Annotated in this window: 9 protein-coding genes; 8 read left to right on the top strand and 1 reads right to left on the bottom strand. The window is 68.5% G+C overall.

The window, feature by feature from the left end:
- The first annotated feature begins 564 nt into the window (after positions 1–564).
- From ACIA8C_RS32510 to ACIA8C_RS32495, 4 genes are all read left to right on the top strand, one after another.
- Positions 565–5790 carry a hypothetical protein gene (locus ACIA8C_RS32510; RefSeq protein WP_397141344.1) on the top strand — a complete coding sequence of 1742 codons (5226 nt, stop codon included), beginning with the start codon at positions 565–567 and terminating at the stop codon, positions 5788–5790.
- A gap of 52 nt (positions 5791–5842) precedes the next feature.
- Positions 5843–6376: a hypothetical protein gene (locus ACIA8C_RS32505; protein ID WP_397141342.1), complete on the top strand. Its 534-nt coding sequence runs from the start codon at positions 5843–5845 to the stop codon at positions 6374–6376.
- Between the two features lie 28 nt (positions 6377–6404).
- The gene (locus ACIA8C_RS32500) at positions 6405–6671 is read left to right on the top strand and encodes a hypothetical protein (RefSeq protein ID WP_397141340.1); all 267 of its coding nucleotides are present in this window, start codon (positions 6405–6407) and stop codon (positions 6669–6671) included.
- Positions 6672–6916: 245 nt separating this feature from the next.
- Positions 6917–10690: an NACHT and WD repeat domain-containing protein gene (locus ACIA8C_RS32495; RefSeq protein WP_397141338.1), complete on the top strand. Its 3774-nt coding sequence runs from the start codon at positions 6917–6919 to the stop codon at positions 10688–10690.
- Positions 10691–10823: 133 nt separating this feature from the next.
- Here the strand turns inward: ACIA8C_RS32495 and ACIA8C_RS32490 are convergent, their stop codons facing one another.
- Complete coding sequence (locus ACIA8C_RS32490; RefSeq protein WP_397141336.1) at positions 10824–12002, bottom strand: MFS transporter; 1179 nt, start codon at positions 12000–12002, stop codon at positions 10824–10826.
- 76 nt (positions 12003–12078) lie between these two features.
- Here ACIA8C_RS32490 and ACIA8C_RS32485 point away from each other — a divergent pair, with 76 nt between their 5' ends.
- From ACIA8C_RS32485 to ACIA8C_RS32470, 4 genes are all read left to right on the top strand, one after another.
- Positions 12079–12822: an AraC family transcriptional regulator gene (locus ACIA8C_RS32485; RefSeq protein ID WP_397141334.1), complete on the top strand. Its 744-nt coding sequence runs from the start codon at positions 12079–12081 to the stop codon at positions 12820–12822.
- Between the two features lie 214 nt (positions 12823–13036).
- Positions 13037–14287: a multidrug effflux MFS transporter gene (locus ACIA8C_RS32480; protein ID WP_397141332.1), complete on the top strand. Its 1251-nt coding sequence runs from the start codon at positions 13037–13039 to the stop codon at positions 14285–14287.
- 20 nt (positions 14288–14307) lie between these two features.
- Entirely contained in the window at positions 14308–18906 is a 4599-nt protein-coding gene (locus tag ACIA8C_RS32475) for a beta-ketoacyl synthase N-terminal-like domain-containing protein (RefSeq protein WP_397141330.1), read from the top strand.
- Positions 18903–19973 carry a phosphopantetheine-binding protein gene (locus tag ACIA8C_RS32470; protein WP_397141328.1) on the top strand — a complete coding sequence of 357 codons (1071 nt, stop codon included), beginning with the start codon at positions 18903–18905 and terminating at the stop codon, positions 19971–19973. Before ACIA8C_RS32475 ends, ACIA8C_RS32470 begins: the two co-directional genes overlap by 4 nt.
- The last annotated feature ends 13 nt before the right edge of the window (positions 19974–19986 follow it).

Here is a 19986-nt window from a genome sequence, read left to right as displayed (position 1 = left end):
GAACTGCGCCACTGAAACTAGATGTCAAGAGTTTTTCACGTCAGCATCCCGTAAGGATAATCCGCGGAGGATTAGTAGTCGCAGGCCTTCCACCTGCGAGGATGTGCCGATCACTGAACTTTTTTGTTGACGCGCCCATGCCGTGTCCCAAACCTGAATGCATGAACAGAACCACCAACTGCACAGCATTAGCTGTCGTCTATGTATCGACCCTCGTGTGTTCGGGGTTCGTCGCAGGCTCGGCCTCGGCAGACCCACCTCCCGCCGGCTGCACCTCCGACTACGCGGTGCCGAATCAGCTCACGATCACGTGTGAGCCCGGGGCCGGCGTGGGGCAGCACGCGTACATCCGCTGCCGCGATATCGGCGGCGTAATGCACACCCGGATCGGGACCACCGTAGGAGCCAACGGTGGATGGTCCCGAGCCGTCTGCGCGACCGGCGAAAGCGGGCCGGTCTGACCTCGAATCGTCGTCGTTCGGAGAGCTCTGTGCGAGCTCAGCATGCCCAGTCGAATCCGGCTGTGTATTCGCTGCATCACCTGTTCGATCGAAAGGTTCTCCCATGTCTGCAGTCAACGAACGTTCTCGTACAACCAAGAGCGCCGCGCGGCATCGCAAGGTAGCCAAACGTAATCGCCGAGGCCTCTACGCGGCGGCCGCGTTCGCATCGCTGGCCACCGCCATGGTGTCGACCGGCGAGGCGTCGGCCGAAGCGCCCGCGTTTCCCTCGATTCCAGGTGAACTCATCCCCGGCTTGAACTCGACCGCGCCCGGCCTCGGCGACGCGGTCAACGGTGCCGTCACGGAATTCGGCGGATCGGTGCCGGACATCGGCGCGGCGGTTCCCGAACTCGGCGAGATCGCGACGAACCTCGGACCGGCCGGACAGAACGCCGTCGATCAGGCCCTGGGCGCACTGGACACGGTGACCGCAGGCACCCCTGCCGAAGGCGCGGGCCAGTTGATCCGCGGCTTCACCACGCCGCCGGCCGCCCCGGCCGAGCAGTCCCGGCCCGCGGACACGCCCCTCGCCGCAACGCCGCCCGGCACCATCGCCGCCTCGGGTCCGATCGGCTTCGTGCCGTCCTCGGTCACCGAGATGGCCGCCGTCGCGCAGCAGGTCATCAGCACCGGCGTCGATCTGGAGCAACTGGCCGGTTGGGCCGACAAGACCTTCCCGAGCGGTCCGTTGCGTCAGCCCGTCGAGGATCTGCTCTCGTTCGTCAATCAAGCGATCGAGCAGGCAGGCGCCCGCCGCGACCCGATCGCCGCGCCCATCGAGGACCTGATCAGTCAGGCGCGCACTCTCTTCGACTTCCCCAAGGACGGCGCCGACCCCATCCAGGCGCTACGTGATCTGGTGACGCCGATGCTCGGCCAGACCGTAGGTGACGGAGATCCGTTGCAGGGCTTGGCCGAAGGCATCCGGCAGCTCATCGCGGATCCCGGCGCTTCGCTGCACGCGGCGCTGGCGCCGGTGCTGACCGAAATCCGTAGCCTGCTGAACAACGACGGGTTGTTCAGCACCCGGCATGCGGCCCTGCCGCTGCTGGCGCTCCCTGTCATCGCCGCCGTGGTAATCGCGGGCATCGTCGGTGTCGTGGCGATCGGCGTCGTTGCCCTGCTGGCCGCGCCCATCATCATCGCGGCCCTGGTGGTCGGTGCCATCGTGCTGGCCGCGATCGCCGTGCCCGCACTCATTGTCATCGGCATCGTGCTCGCCGTTGTCGCGCTGCCGGTCTTGGTGGTGCTCGGCGGCATCGCGCTCGCCGCGATCGCGTTGCCCGCGCTTGCGGTAATCGGCCTGGTCGGATTGGGCCTCGCCGGAACGGTGACCCTGGCCGCGTTGGCGCTCGCCGGTGTCGCGACGGTCGCGGTGCTCTCCTTCGCCGCGCTGGTTGTCGTGCTGCTGCTCGGCTGGACCGGATTGCCCGCCTTGATCGCGCTTGCCGCGATCGGCTTGGTCGGCGTGATCACGCTCGGCGCGTTGGTCTTTGCCGCGGTCACCGCGTTGACGGTATTCGCCGTCGTGGAGACGGTCGCGCTGGCCGCGCTCGCCGTAGCCGCGCTGATCGTGATCGCCGCGGTGACCTTCGCGGCGCTGGCCGCACTCTTCGCGCTGGGGTTGCCGACGGTAATCGCCCTCGCCGCCATCGCATTCGGTGTCGCGGCAGTTGTCGGCGTGCTTGCTCTTGCCGCGGCGATCGTCTTCCTGGTACTCGGCTGGACGGGATTGCCCGCCCTGATCGTCATCGGCATCATCGCCGCGGTTGCCGCGATCGTGGTCGCCGCGGGTGTGGTGGCTTCGATAGTGGTGATCGCCGCGTTCGCGACCGCCCTACTGGCCACGCTCGCCACCCTCGCCGTCGGTGGCGTGGTCACCCTCGCGGCACTGGCCTTCGCGGCGCTCGTCGTGATCGCGGTGTTCGGCGCCCCCGCGCTGCTCGCGTTCGGTGCCTTCGCCGCAGTGGTCACCGTGGCAGCGGTAGCAGGTCTGATCGCCCTCGCGGTTCTCGCGGCGCCGTTTGTGCTCGGTGCGTTGGCGATCGCGGCAGTGGTCGGGCTTGCAGTGTTGGCTGCCATTGCCGCGCCGTTCGTACTTGGTGCGCTCGCAATTGCGGCGGTGGTTGCGCTGGCCGTGCTCGCACTGCCGGTGCTGGCTCTAGTCGCCGCTGGCGTCGTGGGAGCGCTGGTGTTGGCCGCGATTGCCGCGCCGTTTGTGCTTGGTGCGCTCGCGATTGGGGCAGTGGTGCTTGCTGCGATTGCTGCGCCGTTCGTGCTCGGTGCACTTGCGGTTGCGGCGGTGATCGGGCTCGCGGTGTTGGCTGCGATTGCCGCGCCGTTTGTGCTCGGTGCGCTGGCCGTTGCGGCAGTGGTTGCGCTCGCCGTGCTCGCACTGCCCGTGTTGGCGCTGGTTATCGCCGGTGTCGTGGGTGCGGCAGTGCTGGCTGCGATTGCCGCCCCGTTTGTGCTCGGTGCCCTGGCGATTGCGGCCATTGTCGCATTCGCTGTGCTAGCGGTGCCTGCGCTGATTGTGTTGGGCGCGTTGGCACTTGGTGCTGTGATCGGGACCGGTGCGCTGCTCGCGACGGGTGCGGCCATTCTGACCGCGTTGGTCATCGGCGCGGCTGTGCTGGCGATCGCGGCGGCACCCATCCTGCTCGGCCTCGGTGCCGCCGCACTTGCGGTGCTCGCCGTGACCGCGGCGGTCGTGCTCGGTGCGCTCGGGTTGGGGCTGGCCGGGACGGTGACCCTTGGTGCGCTCGCGTTGGCCGGCGTGGTGACCACGCTAGTGCTCGCGTTTGCCGCGGTGGCGGTGGTCGTGCTGCTCGGCTGGACCGGCATACCGGCGCTCATCGCACTCGCCGCGATCGGCGTCGTCGGCGCGATCGTGCTCGGTGCGCTCGCCCTCGCCGCGGTCATCGCGCTGACGGTGTTCGGCGTCGCGAGTGCGATCGGACTGGCCGCACTGGCACTGGCGGCCGTGGTTACGGTCGTCGCGGCGACCCTCGCGGGCCTGGCCACGCTCGGCGCGCTCGCGTTGGGAACTGTTGTCGCCCTTGGCGTGCTGGCCGTCGCCGCGGTGGCGGTGGTGCTGCTCGCGGGCTGGACCGGATTGCCCGCGCTCCTCGCGCTAGGCGCGATCGCGGTCGTTGCGGTGCTCGTGGTGGCCGCTGCGCTGACCGCTGCTGCCGTGGTGGTCGCCGGACTCACGGTCGGCACCCTGACCGTGCTGGCCGGGCTCGCCTTCGCCGCCTTGGTGGTCACCGCGGTGCTCGGCGCGCCTGTACTTGCCGCGCTGGCCGGCCTGGCTGTCGCGGTGGCAATCGCCGCTGCGGCGGTCGCTCTCCTTGCGGCACCGTTCATCCTCGGCGCGCTGGTACTCGCCGCACCATTCGTCCTGGGTGCGCTCGCTATCGCGGCGCTGGCGCTGCCAGTTCTCGCGGTGCTCGGTGCGTTGGCACTCGGTGCACTGGCTCTGGCTGCCGCGCCGATCGTGCTCGGTGCGCTCTTGATTGCCGGAGTTGTGGCGCTGGCCGTACTCGCGGCACCGTTCGTGCTCGGTGCGCTGGCACTGGCTGTGCTCGCCGCACCGTTCGTCCTCGGAGCAATAGCGCTGGCACTGCCCGCGCTGATCGCGTTGGGCGCGTTGGCTCTTGGGGCGGTCGCGACGGTTGGTGCGTTGCTTGCGGCGGGTGCCATCGCCTTGACGGTGCTGGCTTTGGTTGCCGCACCGGTGGTACTGGCGGTCCTCGCGGTGGGTGCCGTGCTTGTGATCGGTGCGCTGCTCGCGGTGGGCGCGGTTGCGTTGGCAGCATTGGCGATTCCGGCGCTGATCGTGCTTGCCGCAGTCGCATTGCCCGCGCTGCTCGTGTTCGGTGCACTCGCGCTGGGTGCGGTCGCAACGGTTGGCGCGCTGCTGGCCGCGGGTGCTGTCGCCCTCACGGTGTTGGGTATCGCGGCACCGATTGTGTTGACCGCCTTGGCGATCGGCGCGGTCGCTCTGCTTGCCGCCCTGGGGTTGCCGGTCGCGGTGGTGCTCGGTGCGCTGGTTCTGGGTGCGGTTGTCGCCGCGGCCGTGCTCGGACTGCCTGCGCTCGCCGCGTTCGGTGCGCTGGCCCTCGGCGCGCTGGTGACACTGGGTCTGCCAGTGGCGATTGCGTTGGGTGCCTTGGCCTTCGGCGCGATAGCGGTGGCGACCGCGTTGGCCTTGCCGGGGCTCCTCGTGTTGGGCGCGTTCGCGCTTGCCGCGGCCGCCGCGGTTGGCCTGCCGGTGGCGATTGCGTTGGGCGCCTTGGCTTTCGGTGCAATTGCGGTGGTGACCGCGCTGGCCTTGCCTGGCCTGCTCGCCTTCGGTGCGTTCGCGCTGGCCATGGCGCTGCCCGCGCTGCTCGTGTTCGGTGCGCTCGGGCTGGCCGCGATTGCCACGGTCGCAACCCTGGTGGGGGCGCTGGCGCTTGGTGCGGTGATCACGACGGCGGTGCTGTTGACCGTCGGTGCGGTCACGCTGGCGACGCTTGCCATCGCGCCGCTGGTTGTTGGCGCCATCGCCGTAGGCGCGGTTGTCGCGTTGCTCGGCGCGGGGGTGGCGGCCGGACTGGTCGCCCTGGCACTGGCGGCGTTGCCGCTGCTGGCGCTGGCCGCTGCCGTCGCGGTGGCGGCGTCGGTGGCGGTGGCTGCCGCGGTGGTCACCGCGGTGATCGGGTTGCCGCTCATCGCCTTCGGGGTGCCTGCGGCATTGGCCGCGCTGCTGACCGTGGCGCTGCTCGCGTCGCTGCTTGCGGTGGCGGTGCCGGTCGGTGTGGCCGGTGCTCTCGGCGCGGCCGCACTTGCCGGACTCGGGTTGGCTGCCGGTGGGGCGGCGCTTGTCGGTGCTCCGCTGCTGCTCGCCGCGGCGGCGACGCTGCTGCTGGCCGGCCTGCTGCCGGTAGTGGTCGTGCTGCCGCTGCTGCTCCTCGCGGTCATCGTCGTGGTGCCGCTGGTCTGCCTGTCCAGCCCGGACATCAAGTCCTACCTCGTTTCCGCGATTCGAGCGTGGCGTGACCAGAACACCCCGCGCGGCAACTCCAACAGCGGGATGACGCCCACCGGAACCCAGTTCCTGGACGACATCCAGGACACCGCGAGCCTCGAAGATCTCATCGCGTCGCTGCAGAAGGCGCTCGCCCCCGCGCCAGCGTCCGCCGTGGCCGCCCCGCGCGCCGAGCTCCCGTTCGTCGGGAACGACGCGGCGGATGGGCACATCACCAACACAGACGACCGGCGACTGGTCGCACTGTCCCTCTGAGAAGTCCAGAAATCACTATCCCGCAACGCAATACAAAACATAGGAGTCCGTCATGAAGTCTGAACCGACCAACGTCGACACCGAATTCAACCCCGACGACCCGACCCTGCACCTGGAGTATCTGTACGGCCCGCAGTGGCGCGACGTCGCCAAGATCATCGAGCGCGCCGCGCAACTCACCTCCGACGAGCGCGAGCAGCTCAACGCCGCGGCAGGCAACGGACTGCAGGAGGGCTTGTCCGGGCTGTCCGGTGGCGCGGGCCTGGCCGGTCTGTTCGCCGGTCTCGGCGGCGCCTCGGGCGACTCGCAACCGGCCCAGATCGCCGCCGAGACGGCCAAGGAGTTCGGTCGCGCCCGCCATATTCAGATCGCGGGAACCATTGCCGGACAGGCGGTGTCGCCGACAGCCGGACCCGGCGCCGAAGATCTGAGCGGGCTACTGAAGTCGCTCACCTCGATCGGCGCGCTGGTCACGGTCAATCGGGCGGTCACGGCCGCGGCCCTCGGCGACCTTGTCGGCCGGGGCAAGTTCACCAGGGCGGTCTACGACGCGCTGATGCGGCCCTGGTCCGAAACCATCCGCTGATCCAGCGCAGCCACCAGGAGGTTCGATCATGTTCGACACCAGGTTCTCCGGTAGCACCGCCGATCCGCTCGGCGGACTGCTCGACATCACCTCGGCACCGGTCGGCTTCGGCTATTACGAACAGAACGCCAGCGACGCCGAAACCATCGCCCGATGCCACGACCAGACCCGGGTCGGCCCGGTCGGCTGGTGGAACCGGCATCGCCGGCTCGGCGTTGGCGTCGGCATGGCGCTGGTGACCTCGTTGGGGTTCCTGCCCGCGGTGCAGAACGCCATCCTGATGGGGCTGACGTAGGTCGCACAGCGCTACGTGACGCGCACCGTGCCCGCCACGGTGCGCGTCACGCCGCTGTGGCAATCGCGTCGCAAACCGGAGTCGATGACGTTGACTGATACGTTCGGGCTATCGCGCACACATGAAGCATCGTCAGCTCGGCATGGCAATGTCCAGGACACCCGACACCTCGGAGAACATGCGATTGTCCCCTTCGCTGGTCTATGCGGCAGCCGCGGCGACCTCCCCGCGGCGGTAAACCGCTGATGGACGAAGGTCGTCGCCACTTCGCCGCCCGGTTCGGCGAACTGTTCGCCGCCGCCGGAACGCCGCCGGCGAAATCGGTGGTCCGCGCCGCCAACGCCCGCATCCCAGACGGCGCGGGCAAGGTCACCCCGCAACGGATCAGCGACTGGCGGCGCGGCAACCGAACGCCTGCCACCTTTATCGCGGTGCGGCCGGTGCTTGAAGTCCTGATCGCCGAGGCCCGCCGCCGCGCCGCCGACAACCCGCGGCTCGACCCTTCGCTGCTCGATCTGGTGCGCTGGCACGAGGATTGGAAGGCGGCCAAGGTCGAGCCACCGAGCATTGACATCGGGCGCGAGCCCTACCGCGGCCTGTGGGAGTACCGAGTCGAGGACCGGGATTTGTTCTTCGGCCGCGATGACGCGAAACGGCAACTGCTCGAATTGATTTCGAACGTCGAAACAAGCCAGGCGCCGGCCATGGCGGTGCTGCTCGGCCCGGCGGGCGTCGGCAAATCCTCCTTGCTCGCCGCCGGTCTGCAGGCCGCGCCGGGCGCGCGGACGCCGATCGCCATGACCCCCGGTGACGACCCGATGGTCGCGCTGGAAACCGCCCTCGACGCGCGGCCGTCCGGGCACTGCCTGCTGCTGGTGGATCGCGGTGAGGAACTGTTCACGCGGTGCGCGAACGAGGCACTGCGGCAACAGTTCCTGACCGTGCTCGCCTCGCTCGCCGCCACCGACGCCGACCCACCCACCACCGTCGTCGTCGCGTTCGACACCGCGCACCTTTCGGAGCTGCTGCGCTACCCGCTGTTGACGATGGTGCTGCGCGAGCACGCGATGTTGCTCGATCCCATGACGCCGCAGGAACTTCGGGAGGCGATCGTCCGACCGGCCGCCGCCACCGGCCTGCGGATCGAGGACAGCCTGGTCGATACGCTGCTGCGAGATCTGAACTCGATGGACGCGCACAGCTCGGTTCGGCTCCCGCTGCTGTCCTTCGCGCTCGCCGCGACCTGGGCGAACCGGCGGGGCCGGACGCTGAGCCTGGAGGCCTACCGCGAAGTGGGCGGGCTGGCCAGGGCCTGCGCGGTCGGCGCCGAAGCGTTCTGGTCCCGGCTCACCGACCGGCAACGCGACGCCGCACGCCATGTGCTGGTGGCGCTGACGATCATCGGGCCGACCACGATCGTGCGCAATCGGATGCCGGTCGAGCAGTTGATCGAGGAGTCGACGGATCCGGATGCCACCCGGGCCACCATCGCCCGGCTGATCCGAGCGCGAATAGTGGTGCAGCGCGGCGCCGAACTCGAATTGGTGCACGATCTGCTGTTGGCAGGCTGGCCGCGGATGGCCGGATGGTTGGCCGAGGAGAAGGAATTCGCGCCCGCCCGCCAGCGCATCGAGGCGGACGCCAGGGAATGGGCGCGCCAGGACCGGCCGATGTCGCTGCTCTACTCGCGCACCCGGCTCGAGGACGCGGCGGCGTGGCTGCGCCGCGCGGACTCGCCGAATCTGCTGACCCGCGAGTTCGTCGCCGCCTCGTTGGCTCGGCAGCGCGCCAACACGGTGCGCAGGCGGGTGCTCTGGTCCGTTGTCGCGGTGCTTGCCGCGCTGGCGCTTGTCTTGTCGGGAGTGGTTGTCGTGCAACGTGTCTCCGTTGCACAGGAACACCGGGGGGTGGTGCTCGGCCAACTCGTCGAGCAGTCGCAGCGGGTACAGAGCGTCGACCCGGCGCTGTCCGCGCAGCTCGCGCTCGCGGCGTATCGGTTGAGCCCGGACGACCCGATGGCGCGAGCCCGGCTGCTCGCGACCCAGGTGCTGCCGCTGGACATCGCCTCGGCGGCGGCGCATCACGGACTGGTCCGCGACCTCGCGCTGAGCCCGGACCGGAAGGTACTGGCGAGCGCGGGCAGCGACGGTTTCATCCGGTTGTGGGACGTCTCGGATCCCCGGGCGATCACCGCAGCCGGGCCGGAACTCGGTGGTCATCGTGGCAATGTCGAAGCTGTCGCGTTCAGCCCGGATGGCAACGTCCTCGCCAGCGCGGGCGACGACGGCACCGTGCGGCTCTGGGATGTCCGCGATCCGCACCAGGCTCGCGGGCGCGGTGAGTTCGCCACTGGCACGGCCGCCACCGCCATCGCCTACCTGCCCGATGGCCGCACCGTGGTCGCAGGCGGCGCCGACGGAACGCTCAGCTTCCTCGATATCGAAGTGCCGCAAGCCATTCAGCGCCGTGGGACGCCGATCGCCGCGCAGGCCGGCGCGGTCGAGGTGCTGACGATGGCGCCGGACCGGCCGGTGCTTGCCAGCGCGGGCGGCGACCGCAGCGTGCGATTGTGGGCCGTGGCAGACGCCGACCACCCGACCGCGCTTGGGGCGCCGGTCGACAGCGAAAGCGCGGTACAGGCCGTCGCGCTCGGTCCGGATGGCCGACTCGGGGCGGGCACCGCGGATGGCGTTGTGCAGGTGTGGAATATCGATGAGCAGGGCCGTGCACAGCTCGTCGGCAGGCAGCAGTCGCGACCGGTGCCGATCACCGATCTGCAGTTCTGGCTGGATGGGAAGATGCTCTCCGTCGCGGATGCCGGCGGCACCATGCGCGCACTCAATACCACCCGCCGCGACCGAGTTTCGCCGATCGGCCGGGAGATACACGGCAGCAGTGGTTCGGCCCAGTCCTTCGTGATCGTCTCCGACACCCAGGCGGTGACCGCGGGCTCGGACGGACGGATCAGGACCTGGAGCCATGCGGGGGTGAACGTGCCCATCGTGTTCGCCGGTTCGCTCAGCTCGGTCGGCTTCGATCGGGCGGGCAAGCTGCTGGCCAGCGGGCTTCGCGACGGCCAGGTCAACGTCTGGGATATCAGCAAGCCGTTCTACAGCCGTTCTGTGGGTGAGGTGACGGCGGGCCCGCCCGACCCGCACGGTACGCAGGTCGCATTGCGGCCGGACGGCGCACTGCTGGCGACGGGCGGTGGCGGTGAGGTGCGATTGTGGAATCTCGCCGATCCCACCCGACCGGAACCGATCGGCACGCTACCCGGCACCGGGCTTGGTGGGCCCATCGCCTTCGACCCGAGCGGGAAGCGGCTGCTCACCGGCGTCGACCGCCGGTCACTGCGGCTGTGGGATGTCTCCGATCCGGCCGCCGCGCGCCCGCTCGGTGAATTGCCGACCGGACACGACCGCGTGCTCGAACGCGCGGTGTTCGCACCCGACCGGGCGCTCGTCGCGGCCGCCGACGACGGATCGCGAATCCACCTGTGGGACATAGCCGATCCGGGCAAGCCGGTCGAGACCGCACTCGACGCGGGCGGAGCAAACGTGCGCAGCCTCGTCTTCGGCCCGGGCGGCGGCACCCTTTTCGGCGCGGACGACAACGGCATGATTCGCTCCTGGGACGTCACCGACCTGGACCGGGTCCATGACCTCGGCTCGGTACGCGCGCACACCGCGGCCATCCAGACCCTGGCGATCGATCGATCCGGCCACCGCCTGGCCTCCGGCGGCGACGACCAGACCGCCCGGCTGTGGGATATCGCCGACCCGTCCGACATCAAACCGCTCGGTGACCCGATCGCCGCGGCAATCGGCTGGATGTGGTTCCTGCAGTTCGACCCGAGCGACGAGTCGCGCCTGCTCGGCGTCGGCGACGAGTTGTCGGCACTCTGGTACACCGACCCGGACGCCGTCGCGGAAAAACTGTGCGCCTCCGCCGCCGCACAGATCGATGAGCGGACGTGGCGAGAGCTACTGCCGTCCGTGCACTACATCGCCACCTGCTGAGTCCTTCGACTGATTCGTCTGTGGCCGTGACGAATAGGCTGCTGGACGAGGCCCGCGCCACCGCCGCCCGGCTCGCTCGCAGGTCGCCGCTGGCGGTCGCGGTCGAAGGCAGCGTGGTCGACTTCTGAAGGTCTCAGCCGCGGTTGGCGGGGTGGGGGAGGATCATCGCGAGGCCGACCGCGACGACGGGGACGAAGCACAGCGTGGTCAGGACAGCTTGTGGCCCTTGATGATCGGCGATCGTGCCGAGCACGGGCACGAACAACCCACCCGCGCTCACCGCCAGACCGAGGGTGACTCCCGCTGCGGTGCCAGGGCGATTGGGCAGATAGTCCTGACCCAGCTTGACCAGCACCGCGAACGGGATGTTCACGGTCACGCCGGTGAGCACGGCCACCGCGAGGCCGAGCTGTGGATCCGGCACGATGCGCAGCGTCACCAACGCGGGAATCGCTGCGACACTGCCGATTTGGACGGTGCGCAGCATCCCGATGCGGTCCGCGATCCGGCCGCCGAGCAGCGTGCCCGCTACGCCACCGGCCATGAAGGCGGTCAACGCGGCCCCGCCGAGCGAGCGTGCGCCGCCGAGCGAGTTGATCCAATACAGCGCGATGAAGGTGCTCAGACCGAACGAGATGATCGCGCGCACTACGGCAATGGCGGTGAGCACCAGGAACGGAACCCATCGGTCATGGCCGACGGTCGACCGCGCGGCAAGTGCGCCGGTGCTGTGCCGCAGCTGGTAACGCCACAGCACGAAGCCCATCAGCACCGCCGGCGGGATGAAGAAGGCGGTGGCGCTGACGCCGTAGGAAACCAGCGCGGGCGTGGCGAGCGCGGGGGCGAGGAAGAAGCCGACGCTGCCGCCCGCCGCGAAGAGGCTCATCGCCGACGCGCTGTTCCCGGCGTCCCGGCGCGCGTCCCGTCCTGCCGACGGGTGAAACGCGGCGACGCCGATCCCGGACAGCAGCAACAACATCCACACCATGGGATACGTCGGCGCCAGTCCGGCCAGTCCGGCACCGAGCCCCGCGACCGCCACCCCGGCGGGCGCGAGCCACAGCAGCCGCCACCGATCGGCGAGCAGGCCGAGCACCGGCTGGGGGAGCGAACTCCCCAACGCCGCGGCCAGGGCCAGACCCGAGGCCGCGACATAGCTGTAGTGCCGCTCCAGCACGAAAAACGGAATGCTCGCGGGCACCAAGCCCTGATAGAAATCATCGACCGCATGCGCAATCACCCAGTACCGCATACGTTTCCACGCCGAAGTGGTCGCCACCGACGTCGCGTCTCGCACACCCGTGCTCACCATCACAGACCTCCTCCTGGACCCATTCAGCAGCCTATGGACGGTATGAGGGAGCGGGCTTCCGATAAACTGCCTGATCATGTCGATATTCAGCCAGGATTCGACGGTGGTGAAGACGCTCGCCGGGGGCGCGCGCATCCACCGGCATCGACATGTCGACCACCAAATCGTCTACCCGAGTTCCGGGGTGGCCGAGGTCAGGACCGACGCCGGGAGCTGGATCGCCCCAGCAGACCGCGCGATCTGGATCCCCGCCGGGAGCTGGCACGAACATCACTTCTACGGTCCGACCCGGTTCCACACGGTGGGTTTCCCGCCCGAGCTGGCGCCGGACTGGATCACGCCGTCGGTGCTCGCCGCGCTGCCGCTGGTCCGTGAGCTCATCATCACCTGCTCGACGTCGCCGGAGCTGCCCGATGCCGAGCTGGTGCTGCTGCGTCAGGTGCTGCTCGATCAGTTGCGCCGCAGCCCCGAGCAGCCGCTCCGGTTGCCCGCCGCCCGTGACGAACGGCTTCGAAAGGCTTGCGCGCTGGTCGAATCCGACCTGACCGAGGTATGGACGCTGGCCGGGCTCGGCCGCCGAGTCGGTGCCAGTGAACGAACGCTGACCCGCCTGTTCCGCACCGAACTCGGCATGACCTACCCGCAATGGCGGACCCAGCTGCGCCTGCACAACGCCATGCGCCTACTCGCCGATCAAGTGCCGGTCACTGTCGTCGCGCACCGCTGCGGCTGGTCCTCGGCGAGCGCGTTCATCGAGGTCTACCACCGCGCGCTCGGACACACCCCCGGTGCGTTCCGCGCGAACCGTGACCTGAAATAGCGGTCGTTGATTTGTCGGCAATGACCTATTCGGGCGAATTGCAAAGAATGTAGGCCTATTTCCCCTCGTGACGCCCGTCATATAGCCCGGTCGCCTTGTCCACGGACAGTTCACCGAGAGTTAAAGCCGGTCTCAGTAAACTTTTCGACCAAGGGGTTACAGGGGAATTCATACGTTGGTTCGAGCCTCGCTGGAGGGCCGGTGGAGGTTCGTCGTGGATGTCGCTGTGGGTGACATGGGCACCGGCACTCTCGAACAGGGTGCCGGCAACGGGATGCGTGATGTTCGGCTGATTGCCGTGCTCGGCGCGCTGTCCGCGTTCGGTCCGGTCACCACCGACCTCTACCTGCCGAGCCTCCCGCAAACCGCCGCCGCGTTGCACACGACCCAGTCGGGGGTGCAGTCCTCGCTCACCGCGTGCCTCATCGGGCTCGCGTTCGGTCAGTTGCTCGTCGGCCCGATCAGCGACGCGCGCGGACGGCGCGGGCCGTTGATGGCGGGCATGGCGTTGTTCTGCGCCACCTCGCTGCTGTGTGCGCTCGCGCCGAATGTGCTGGTATTCGACCTGTTTCGGTTGCTGCAGGGGCTCGCGGGGGCTGCGGGCATCGTCATCTCGTTCGCCGTTGTCCGTGACGTGTACCACGGTGCGGCGGCCGGAAAAGCCTTCTCGATCCTGCTCGCCGTCAACGGCGTCGCGCCCATCATCGCGCCCGTCGTCGGCGGTCAGCTGTTGCGTGTCATGGACTGGCGTGGCGTGTTTCTGGTGCTCGCCGGATTGGGTGTGGTGTTTCTGGCGCTGGCGTATCGCTGGGTGCCCGAAACCTTGTCGGTTGCCAACCGGCGCGGCGGCGGGCTCGTGATGATGGGGCACGATATGCGCCAGGTAGTGCGGGATCGGTCCTTTGTCGGTTATGCACTCGTCATCGGATTGGCGTTCGGCGCGATGGTCGCCTACATCTCCGCATCGTCGTTCGTATTCCAGGAGGTGTACCGGGCGTCGCCGCAGTTGTTCAGCGTCTTTTTCGCGATCAATGGAGCGGGAATCCTGGTGGCCAATGCGGTCAATGCCAGGCTGTTGAATCGCAGCACGCCGCGCTCGCTGCTAGATATCGGTTTGGCCGGCTTAGCGCTCGGCGGTATCGCGGTGCTCGTTGTCGTCGCGATGGGCGGCCTCGGCCTGTGGTTCCTGGTGCCCGCGCTCTTTCTCATGGTGTCCTCGATCGGATTCATCATGCCCAACGCCACCGCACTCGCGCTCGAACCGCACGGCGCGACGGCGGGTAGCGCCTCAGCCGTGCTCGGGTGCACGCAGTTCCTGTTCGGCGCGGTGGTCGCGCCGCTGGTCGGGCTCGGTGGGGTCAGCGCGGTCCCCATGGGCGTTGTCGCCGTCACGTTGTGCACGCTCGCCGTGGTTGTCCGAACGGTGTTGTGCCGTCCGGAGATTCGCGTCGACGGTGCTTTTTGAAGGTCAGGGAGTCGAAGGCGATGGAACAGGATGTCGTCGTGGTCGGCCTCGCCTGCCGATACGCGAACGCGCGCGATTCCGGACAGTTCTGGCGAACGTTAGCGACCGGACACTCCGATATCGCGGAAGTCGGCCCCGATCAATGGGATCGGGAGCGCTTCTTCGCGCCGGGCGATCGCAACCCCGGGAAGATCAACACGAAATGGCTTGGCAGGCTGGCCGGAGCGCGCTACTTCGACAACGCGTTCTTCAACCTGTCCCCGCGCGAGGCCGTTGCCATCGATCCGCAGCATCGACTGCTGCTGGAGGAGACGTGGCACTGCGTCGAGGACTCCGGGCTGCCGATCGACCTGCTGCAGTCGGGCCGTACCTCGGTGAACGTCGGGCTGATGGCGCAGGACTACCTGATCAAGGGGATCGCCAACAACAAGCAGGTCGATGCCTTCGACCCCACCGGCAACTACGCGTGCATCGCGGCCAACCGAATCTCGTTCCTGCTCAACCTGACCGGGCCGAGCAGGACCGTCGACACCGCCTGCTCGGCCTCGCTGGTCGCGCTGGCGCAGGGCCGGGCCGACCTGCTCACCGAGGACTGCGATTTCGCACTGGTCGGCGGGGTGAACGTGATCTGCTCGCCGTGGCGGTATCTGGCGTTCTCCCAGTCACGGATGCTCAGCCCCGACGGACGGTGCTTCACCTTCGATCGGCGCGCAAACGGGTATGTGCCGGGGGAGGGCGTCGGCGTCGTACTGCTGACCACCCGCGCGAAGGCGGAGCGCCTCGGCTGCCACATCTACGGTGTGCTGCGCGGCATCGCCACCAACCACAACGGGCACAACCGGAGCCTCACCGCGCCGAGCGTCGCGGCCCAGGCGGACGTGATCAACCGCGCGCTGGCCGCCGCGGATGTCGAACCGGCCGCGGTGAGCTATGTGGAAGCGCACGGGACCGGTACCAGCCTCGGCGATCCCATCGAAATCGAAGCGCTGAACAGCGTGTACGGCCGCGACCGCGGCACGCCGCTCGCCGTCGGCTCGGTGAAGACGAACATCGGCCATGTCGAGGCGGGCGCGGGGATGGCCGGGCTGATCAAGATCCTGCTGATGCTGCGGCACGGTCGCATCGCGCCGACGTTGAACATGGAGATCCATAATCCGTTGCTGCACGCCGTCGGTGCGACCATTCGCTTCCCGAATGCCCTCGTCGACTGGCCCGGCGAGCACGGCCCGCGTACCGCGGGGATCAGCTCGTTCGGCTTCGGTGGTGTCAATTGCCATGCGGTAGTGCAGGAATACGAAGCGCCCGTCGGCCGTCGTACCCCGGCGCCGCGGCGTGGACCCGCAGTCTTCACGGTGGCCGCGAAATCGCCTGACGCACTGCGCAAGACGCTCGCCGCGTGGGCGGACGAACCGCGCTGGTCCGAACCGGAATTCGTGCCGCAGCTGTGTCATGCGGCGAACCAGCGGCTGCTGAACCTGCCCTACCGGCTCGGGGTCGCGGCGGACGGCATCGCGGATCTGCTCGCCGCGGTACGGCGGGGCGAGCCGAGTGCCGTCCGTCATGTGGCCGCGCCGCCTGAGCCGATGGTGGTGCTCGCGCCGCACGATTCGGCAAGTGCCGCAGGGCGGCTCGGCGCCGTGTCCGACTCCGCCGCCGGTCGAGAACTGCGCGCGCTGATCGCCGACCGGGATGGTGAGTCCATCGCGGACGGCCGCCTCACCCGGTTCGTGGCGCACCTCGACGGGCTTGCCGAGCTGGCTCGCCGTCGGGTGACGATCACCGAGGTGGTCGCGCTCGATGCGGTCGGCGCGGCAGCGGCGCTGGTGCACGCGCAGGCGATCCCGATGGAGGAGGCGGTCGGTGCCCTGCTCGTCGACGAACCACCGGTGCTGCAGGCGCCACCGCAGTACACCGTGCTGATCGGCGCGGAATGCTTGCTGCCCAACGAGATCGACGCGGACTATCTGCGTGAGCTGGTGACCGGTTGCGCAAGCACGCTGACCGAGGTCACGCCCTACATCACGCAGGCGGCACTGCTGCTCGACCACCAGCACACCTTCGCGCGAGCGCTCGGCCGGTGGGAGCAGCTGCTGTCCGCCCGAGGCTTTTCGGTGGTCGACGCGATCCGCCGGTTCGCCGAGCTGGCGCCGGAACTCACGCCGGAACAGCTCGCGGTGCTCGCGCTTGCGGTGAATGTGGCGGCAGGCGAGATCGACCGCGCGTGGGGATTGACGCCGCCGGGATGGCTGCCACCCGCGACCGCGGAGCTGGCCGTGCTTATCTGCGACGGCATCGTGGACCGAAGTGACGCTGTGGCAGCACTATTCGGCGATGCGGAGCTGACGGAGCTAGCGGAGAGTGCCCGTGATCGAGCGGTGGTGCGATCGGCGCGGCTCACCCGGTTCGGTGCGCTCACGAAGCGAACCGAGCAGTCCTATGCCGGGCGCAGGCTGGAGCTTCCGGCTCCGGATGCCGACCTTGCGGCCGCCGTCGCCGGGCTCGCCGAACGGTCTTCGGCCGTGGTCGTGCTCGGGCCATGGGACGCCGAGTCAGCGCTCGACATCGTGCACATCGCGGACGGCGAACCACGCACCATGACGGCCGCGCTCCTCGAATTGTGGTTGCGCGGTTGCGATGTCGATTGGGCCGGGCCGCAACTCGACGAGACGCCTCGACTACCGGGACTGCCCGGCTATGTGTTCGACCAGCATTCGTTCTGGCACGAGGACACTGATCTCCGTATCGACGGTCAGGTGCCGACGACTCGGCCAGCGGCGGACGTGGCCACTCTGCCGGTGCGGGACGCGACTCCGTCGGACCCGCAAATCACGTCCCCGTCATTCCGGCCAACGCCGGGATCCAGTGGCGACGGTTCGGCTGAAAGTCTCGACTCCGGCCAGGCATTCGCAGGCAAGACGGTGGTGGAGCCGGTTTCGGCGAATGCCGGGGAAACGGAGTTCGGGGCGCGCCTGGAACAGCTCCTCATCGATCTGATCGCCGAAGCAACCCGGTCTCCCCGGGAGAACTTGCGCGCAGCAACAGAATTCGCGGACATCGGCATCGATTCGCTTATCATCCACACCCTCAACCTGCAACTCTCCGAACGCTTCGGCGACATCGCCGCGACCCTCTTCTTCGAATGCCGCAATATCGGCGAGGTCGCCGACCGGATCCAGCGTGACCACGCCGACGGCGTCCAGAAGCACTTCGGCTCAGCGTCCGCTCCCACGCCCGAACCGGCGTCTAATGGTGCCGCGCCCCCGGCCAAGCGGCCCGTTGCACGGCGACGGATTCGGCGAGAGTCGACGGAAGAGGGTATTGCCGTGATCGGGTTCGATGCTCGATTCCCCGGTGCCGACTCGGTGCCGGAGTTCTGGCAGAACCTTTGCGACGGAGTCGATTCTGTTGCCGAGATTCCGCTCGATCGCTGGGATCATGCCCAGTACTTCGACCCGCGGCGCAATGTGCCGGGCAAGGTCTATTCGAAGTGGGGCGGATTCCTTTCCGATGTAGACCTTTTCGATGCGGCGGCGTTCGGTATCGCACCGGTCGAGGCGGCTTTCATGGACCCGCAGGAACGACTGTTCCTGGAGGCCACCCGCGGGTGCCTGGAGGTCGCGGGCTACTCGCGGGAGCGGCTCCCGGCAGCGCATGACAATGAGGTCGGCGTCTACGTCGGCGCGAGCTTCAACAACTATCAGCTCGTGCAGCACGAAGCGGCTGGCGCGAATTCGTATGCCCCGATCAACTCGCAGACCTACGCGGTGGCCAACCGCGTCTCGTATCTCAACGACTTCCGCGGTCCCAGTCTGACTTTGGACACGGCGTGCTCGTCGTCGCTGTACGCGCTGCACCTGGCGTGTGAAAGCCTGCGCCGTGGCGAATGCTCACTCGCGGTGGCGGGCGGTGTGAACCTCAGTCTGCACCCGTCGAAGTATCAGATGCTGGCGGAATATCAGTTCCTCTCCTCGGATGGCCGCTGCCGCGCCTTCGGCGAAGGGGGTGACGGGTACGTGCCCGCGGAGGCGGTGGGGGCGTTTCTGCTGAAGCCGTTGGCCGACGCGGCGTGTGACGGCGACCGGGTCTACGGCGTGATCCGGGGGAGTGCGCTCACCCATGGGGGCCGGACCAACGGTTTCACCGTGCCGAGCCCGGCGGCACACACCACGGCCATCGAACGGGCGCTGTGGCAGGCCCGCTGGACCCCGGACACGATCACCTACTTCGAGGCGCACGGCACCGGCACCCGACTGGGCGATCCGGTCGAAATCGCCGCCATCCGTTCCGCTTTCGAGATGGCGATGCCGCGGCGACAGCGGTGCGCGATCGGTTCGGTCAAATCGAATATCGGTCACGCCGAAGCCGCCGCCGGGGTCGCGCAGCTGGCCAAGGTATTGCTGCAACTGCACAACCGCACCCTGGTCCCCTCGCTATTGCACGCGGAGCGCACGAATCCGGCCATCGATTTCACCAACTCGCCGGTCTACGTCCAACGAACCCTCGAGGACTGGGATCCCGCACGAATGGGGGCGCCTGCCACCCCGCGCCGCGCCGGACTGTCCTCGATCGGCGCGGGCGGCACCAATGTTCATGTCCTGATCGAGGAGTACCAGCCATGAATGCACCCGCGCCTCGGTACATCATCGGTGTATCCGGCCGTACCGCGGAAACACTTGCGGCCCAGGCAAACACCCTCGCCACGTACCTGGACGCGGCTGAGCGGGAGCCCCGTCGAGCGGCGTTCGCCACCACCGTGACACTCGCCTCTGTAGCCAAGACCCTGCTGCGGTACCGAGCAGGTCTCCCGCACCGATTCGCCTTCGTGACGGCCAGGCTGTCCGACGCGGTCGAGTCCCTTCGCTTCTTCGCCGAACATCAGGGCAGCGGAAACCGGCTGAGCGAGAGGGGAATCTACGCGAGCCGAGTCGAGATGAGCATGTTCGGCGATGGGTCGGCCGCAGACCAAAACTATGTTCGGCAGCTGGCCACCGACGGCTCCCACCACCGGCTGGCCGCCCTGTGGTCGGTCGGATTTCCGATCGACTGGAGCATCGTCCACCCGGAACTGGACATCGAGCTACCGGCCTACCTACCGCCGACCCCGTTGTCGCGCCAGCGGTTCTGGCCCGCACAAGCCGCTATCGGACGAGCGGACCGACAACCGTCGCAGCCGCCCGGACCGACGACAGGACAAACGTCGCCGATCATTGCCAGCAGCCCCGCCGCGGCCGTCGCACCCGCGATCAGCACCGGCGACCTGCGGTCTGAGCTGGCCGATCTGCCGCCGACGCTGCGGCGCCAGTTGCTTCGCACGCGGCTGCAGGGGTGGATCGGCGCCGCTCTTGCCTACCCGGAGGGGGAGTTGCCCGCCGTCGACATGGGCTTCTTCGACATCGGCATGACGTCGATCCAGCTGGAGGAGGTTCGCGGCCGGATCTCTGCCGCGCTGGGTTTCGTCCCCGACGAGACGACGGCATTCGACTATCCGACGATTGCCGAGTTCGCCGAGTACCTCGAGCGTTCGCTCGATAGTGAGGTGGCCCAGCCGTTTTCAGACCAGCAGCCAACGGAGGCTCGCGTCGAGGACAACACCGACGACGAGAACGTCCTGACCGCATTGGACGCCGCCACCATCGATGAGCTGTCGCCGGTGGAACTCGAGCGCGTGCTGACCGCGATCCTCTGACGCCCGGCTATCG

The organism is Nocardia sp. NPDC051321, assembly GCF_044455225.1.
In the GTDB taxonomy this organism is placed as follows: domain Bacteria; phylum Actinomycetota; class Actinomycetes; order Mycobacteriales; family Mycobacteriaceae; genus Nocardia.
Note: the sequence above shows the minus strand (reverse complement) of the source record. Positions and strands in the feature narration are given on the sequence as shown.

Excerpts from the sequence above, each read along its gene's own strand:
- ACIA8C_RS32510 (WP_397141344.1), top strand. The coding sequence starts at position 565 with ATGTCTGCAGTCAACGAACGTTCTCGTACAACCAAGAGCGCCGCGCGG.
- ACIA8C_RS32505 (WP_397141342.1), top strand. The coding sequence starts at position 5,843 with ATGAAGTCTGAACCGACCAACGTCGACACCGAATTCAACCCCGACGAC.
- ACIA8C_RS32500 (WP_397141340.1), top strand. The coding sequence starts at position 6,405 with ATGTTCGACACCAGGTTCTCCGGTAGCACCGCCGATCCGCTCGGCGGA.
- ACIA8C_RS32495 (WP_397141338.1), top strand. The coding sequence starts at position 6,917 with ATGGACGAAGGTCGTCGCCACTTCGCCGCCCGGTTCGGCGAACTGTTC.
- ACIA8C_RS32490 (WP_397141336.1), bottom strand. The coding sequence starts at position 12,002 with ATGGTGAGCACGGGTGTGCGAGACGCGACGTCGGTGGCGACCACTTCG.
- ACIA8C_RS32485 (WP_397141334.1), top strand. The coding sequence starts at position 12,079 with ATGTCGATATTCAGCCAGGATTCGACGGTGGTGAAGACGCTCGCCGGG.
- ACIA8C_RS32475 (WP_397141330.1), top strand. The coding sequence starts at position 14,308 with ATGGAACAGGATGTCGTCGTGGTCGGCCTCGCCTGCCGATACGCGAAC.
- ACIA8C_RS32470 (WP_397141328.1), top strand. The coding sequence starts at position 18,903 with ATGAATGCACCCGCGCCTCGGTACATCATCGGTGTATCCGGCCGTACC.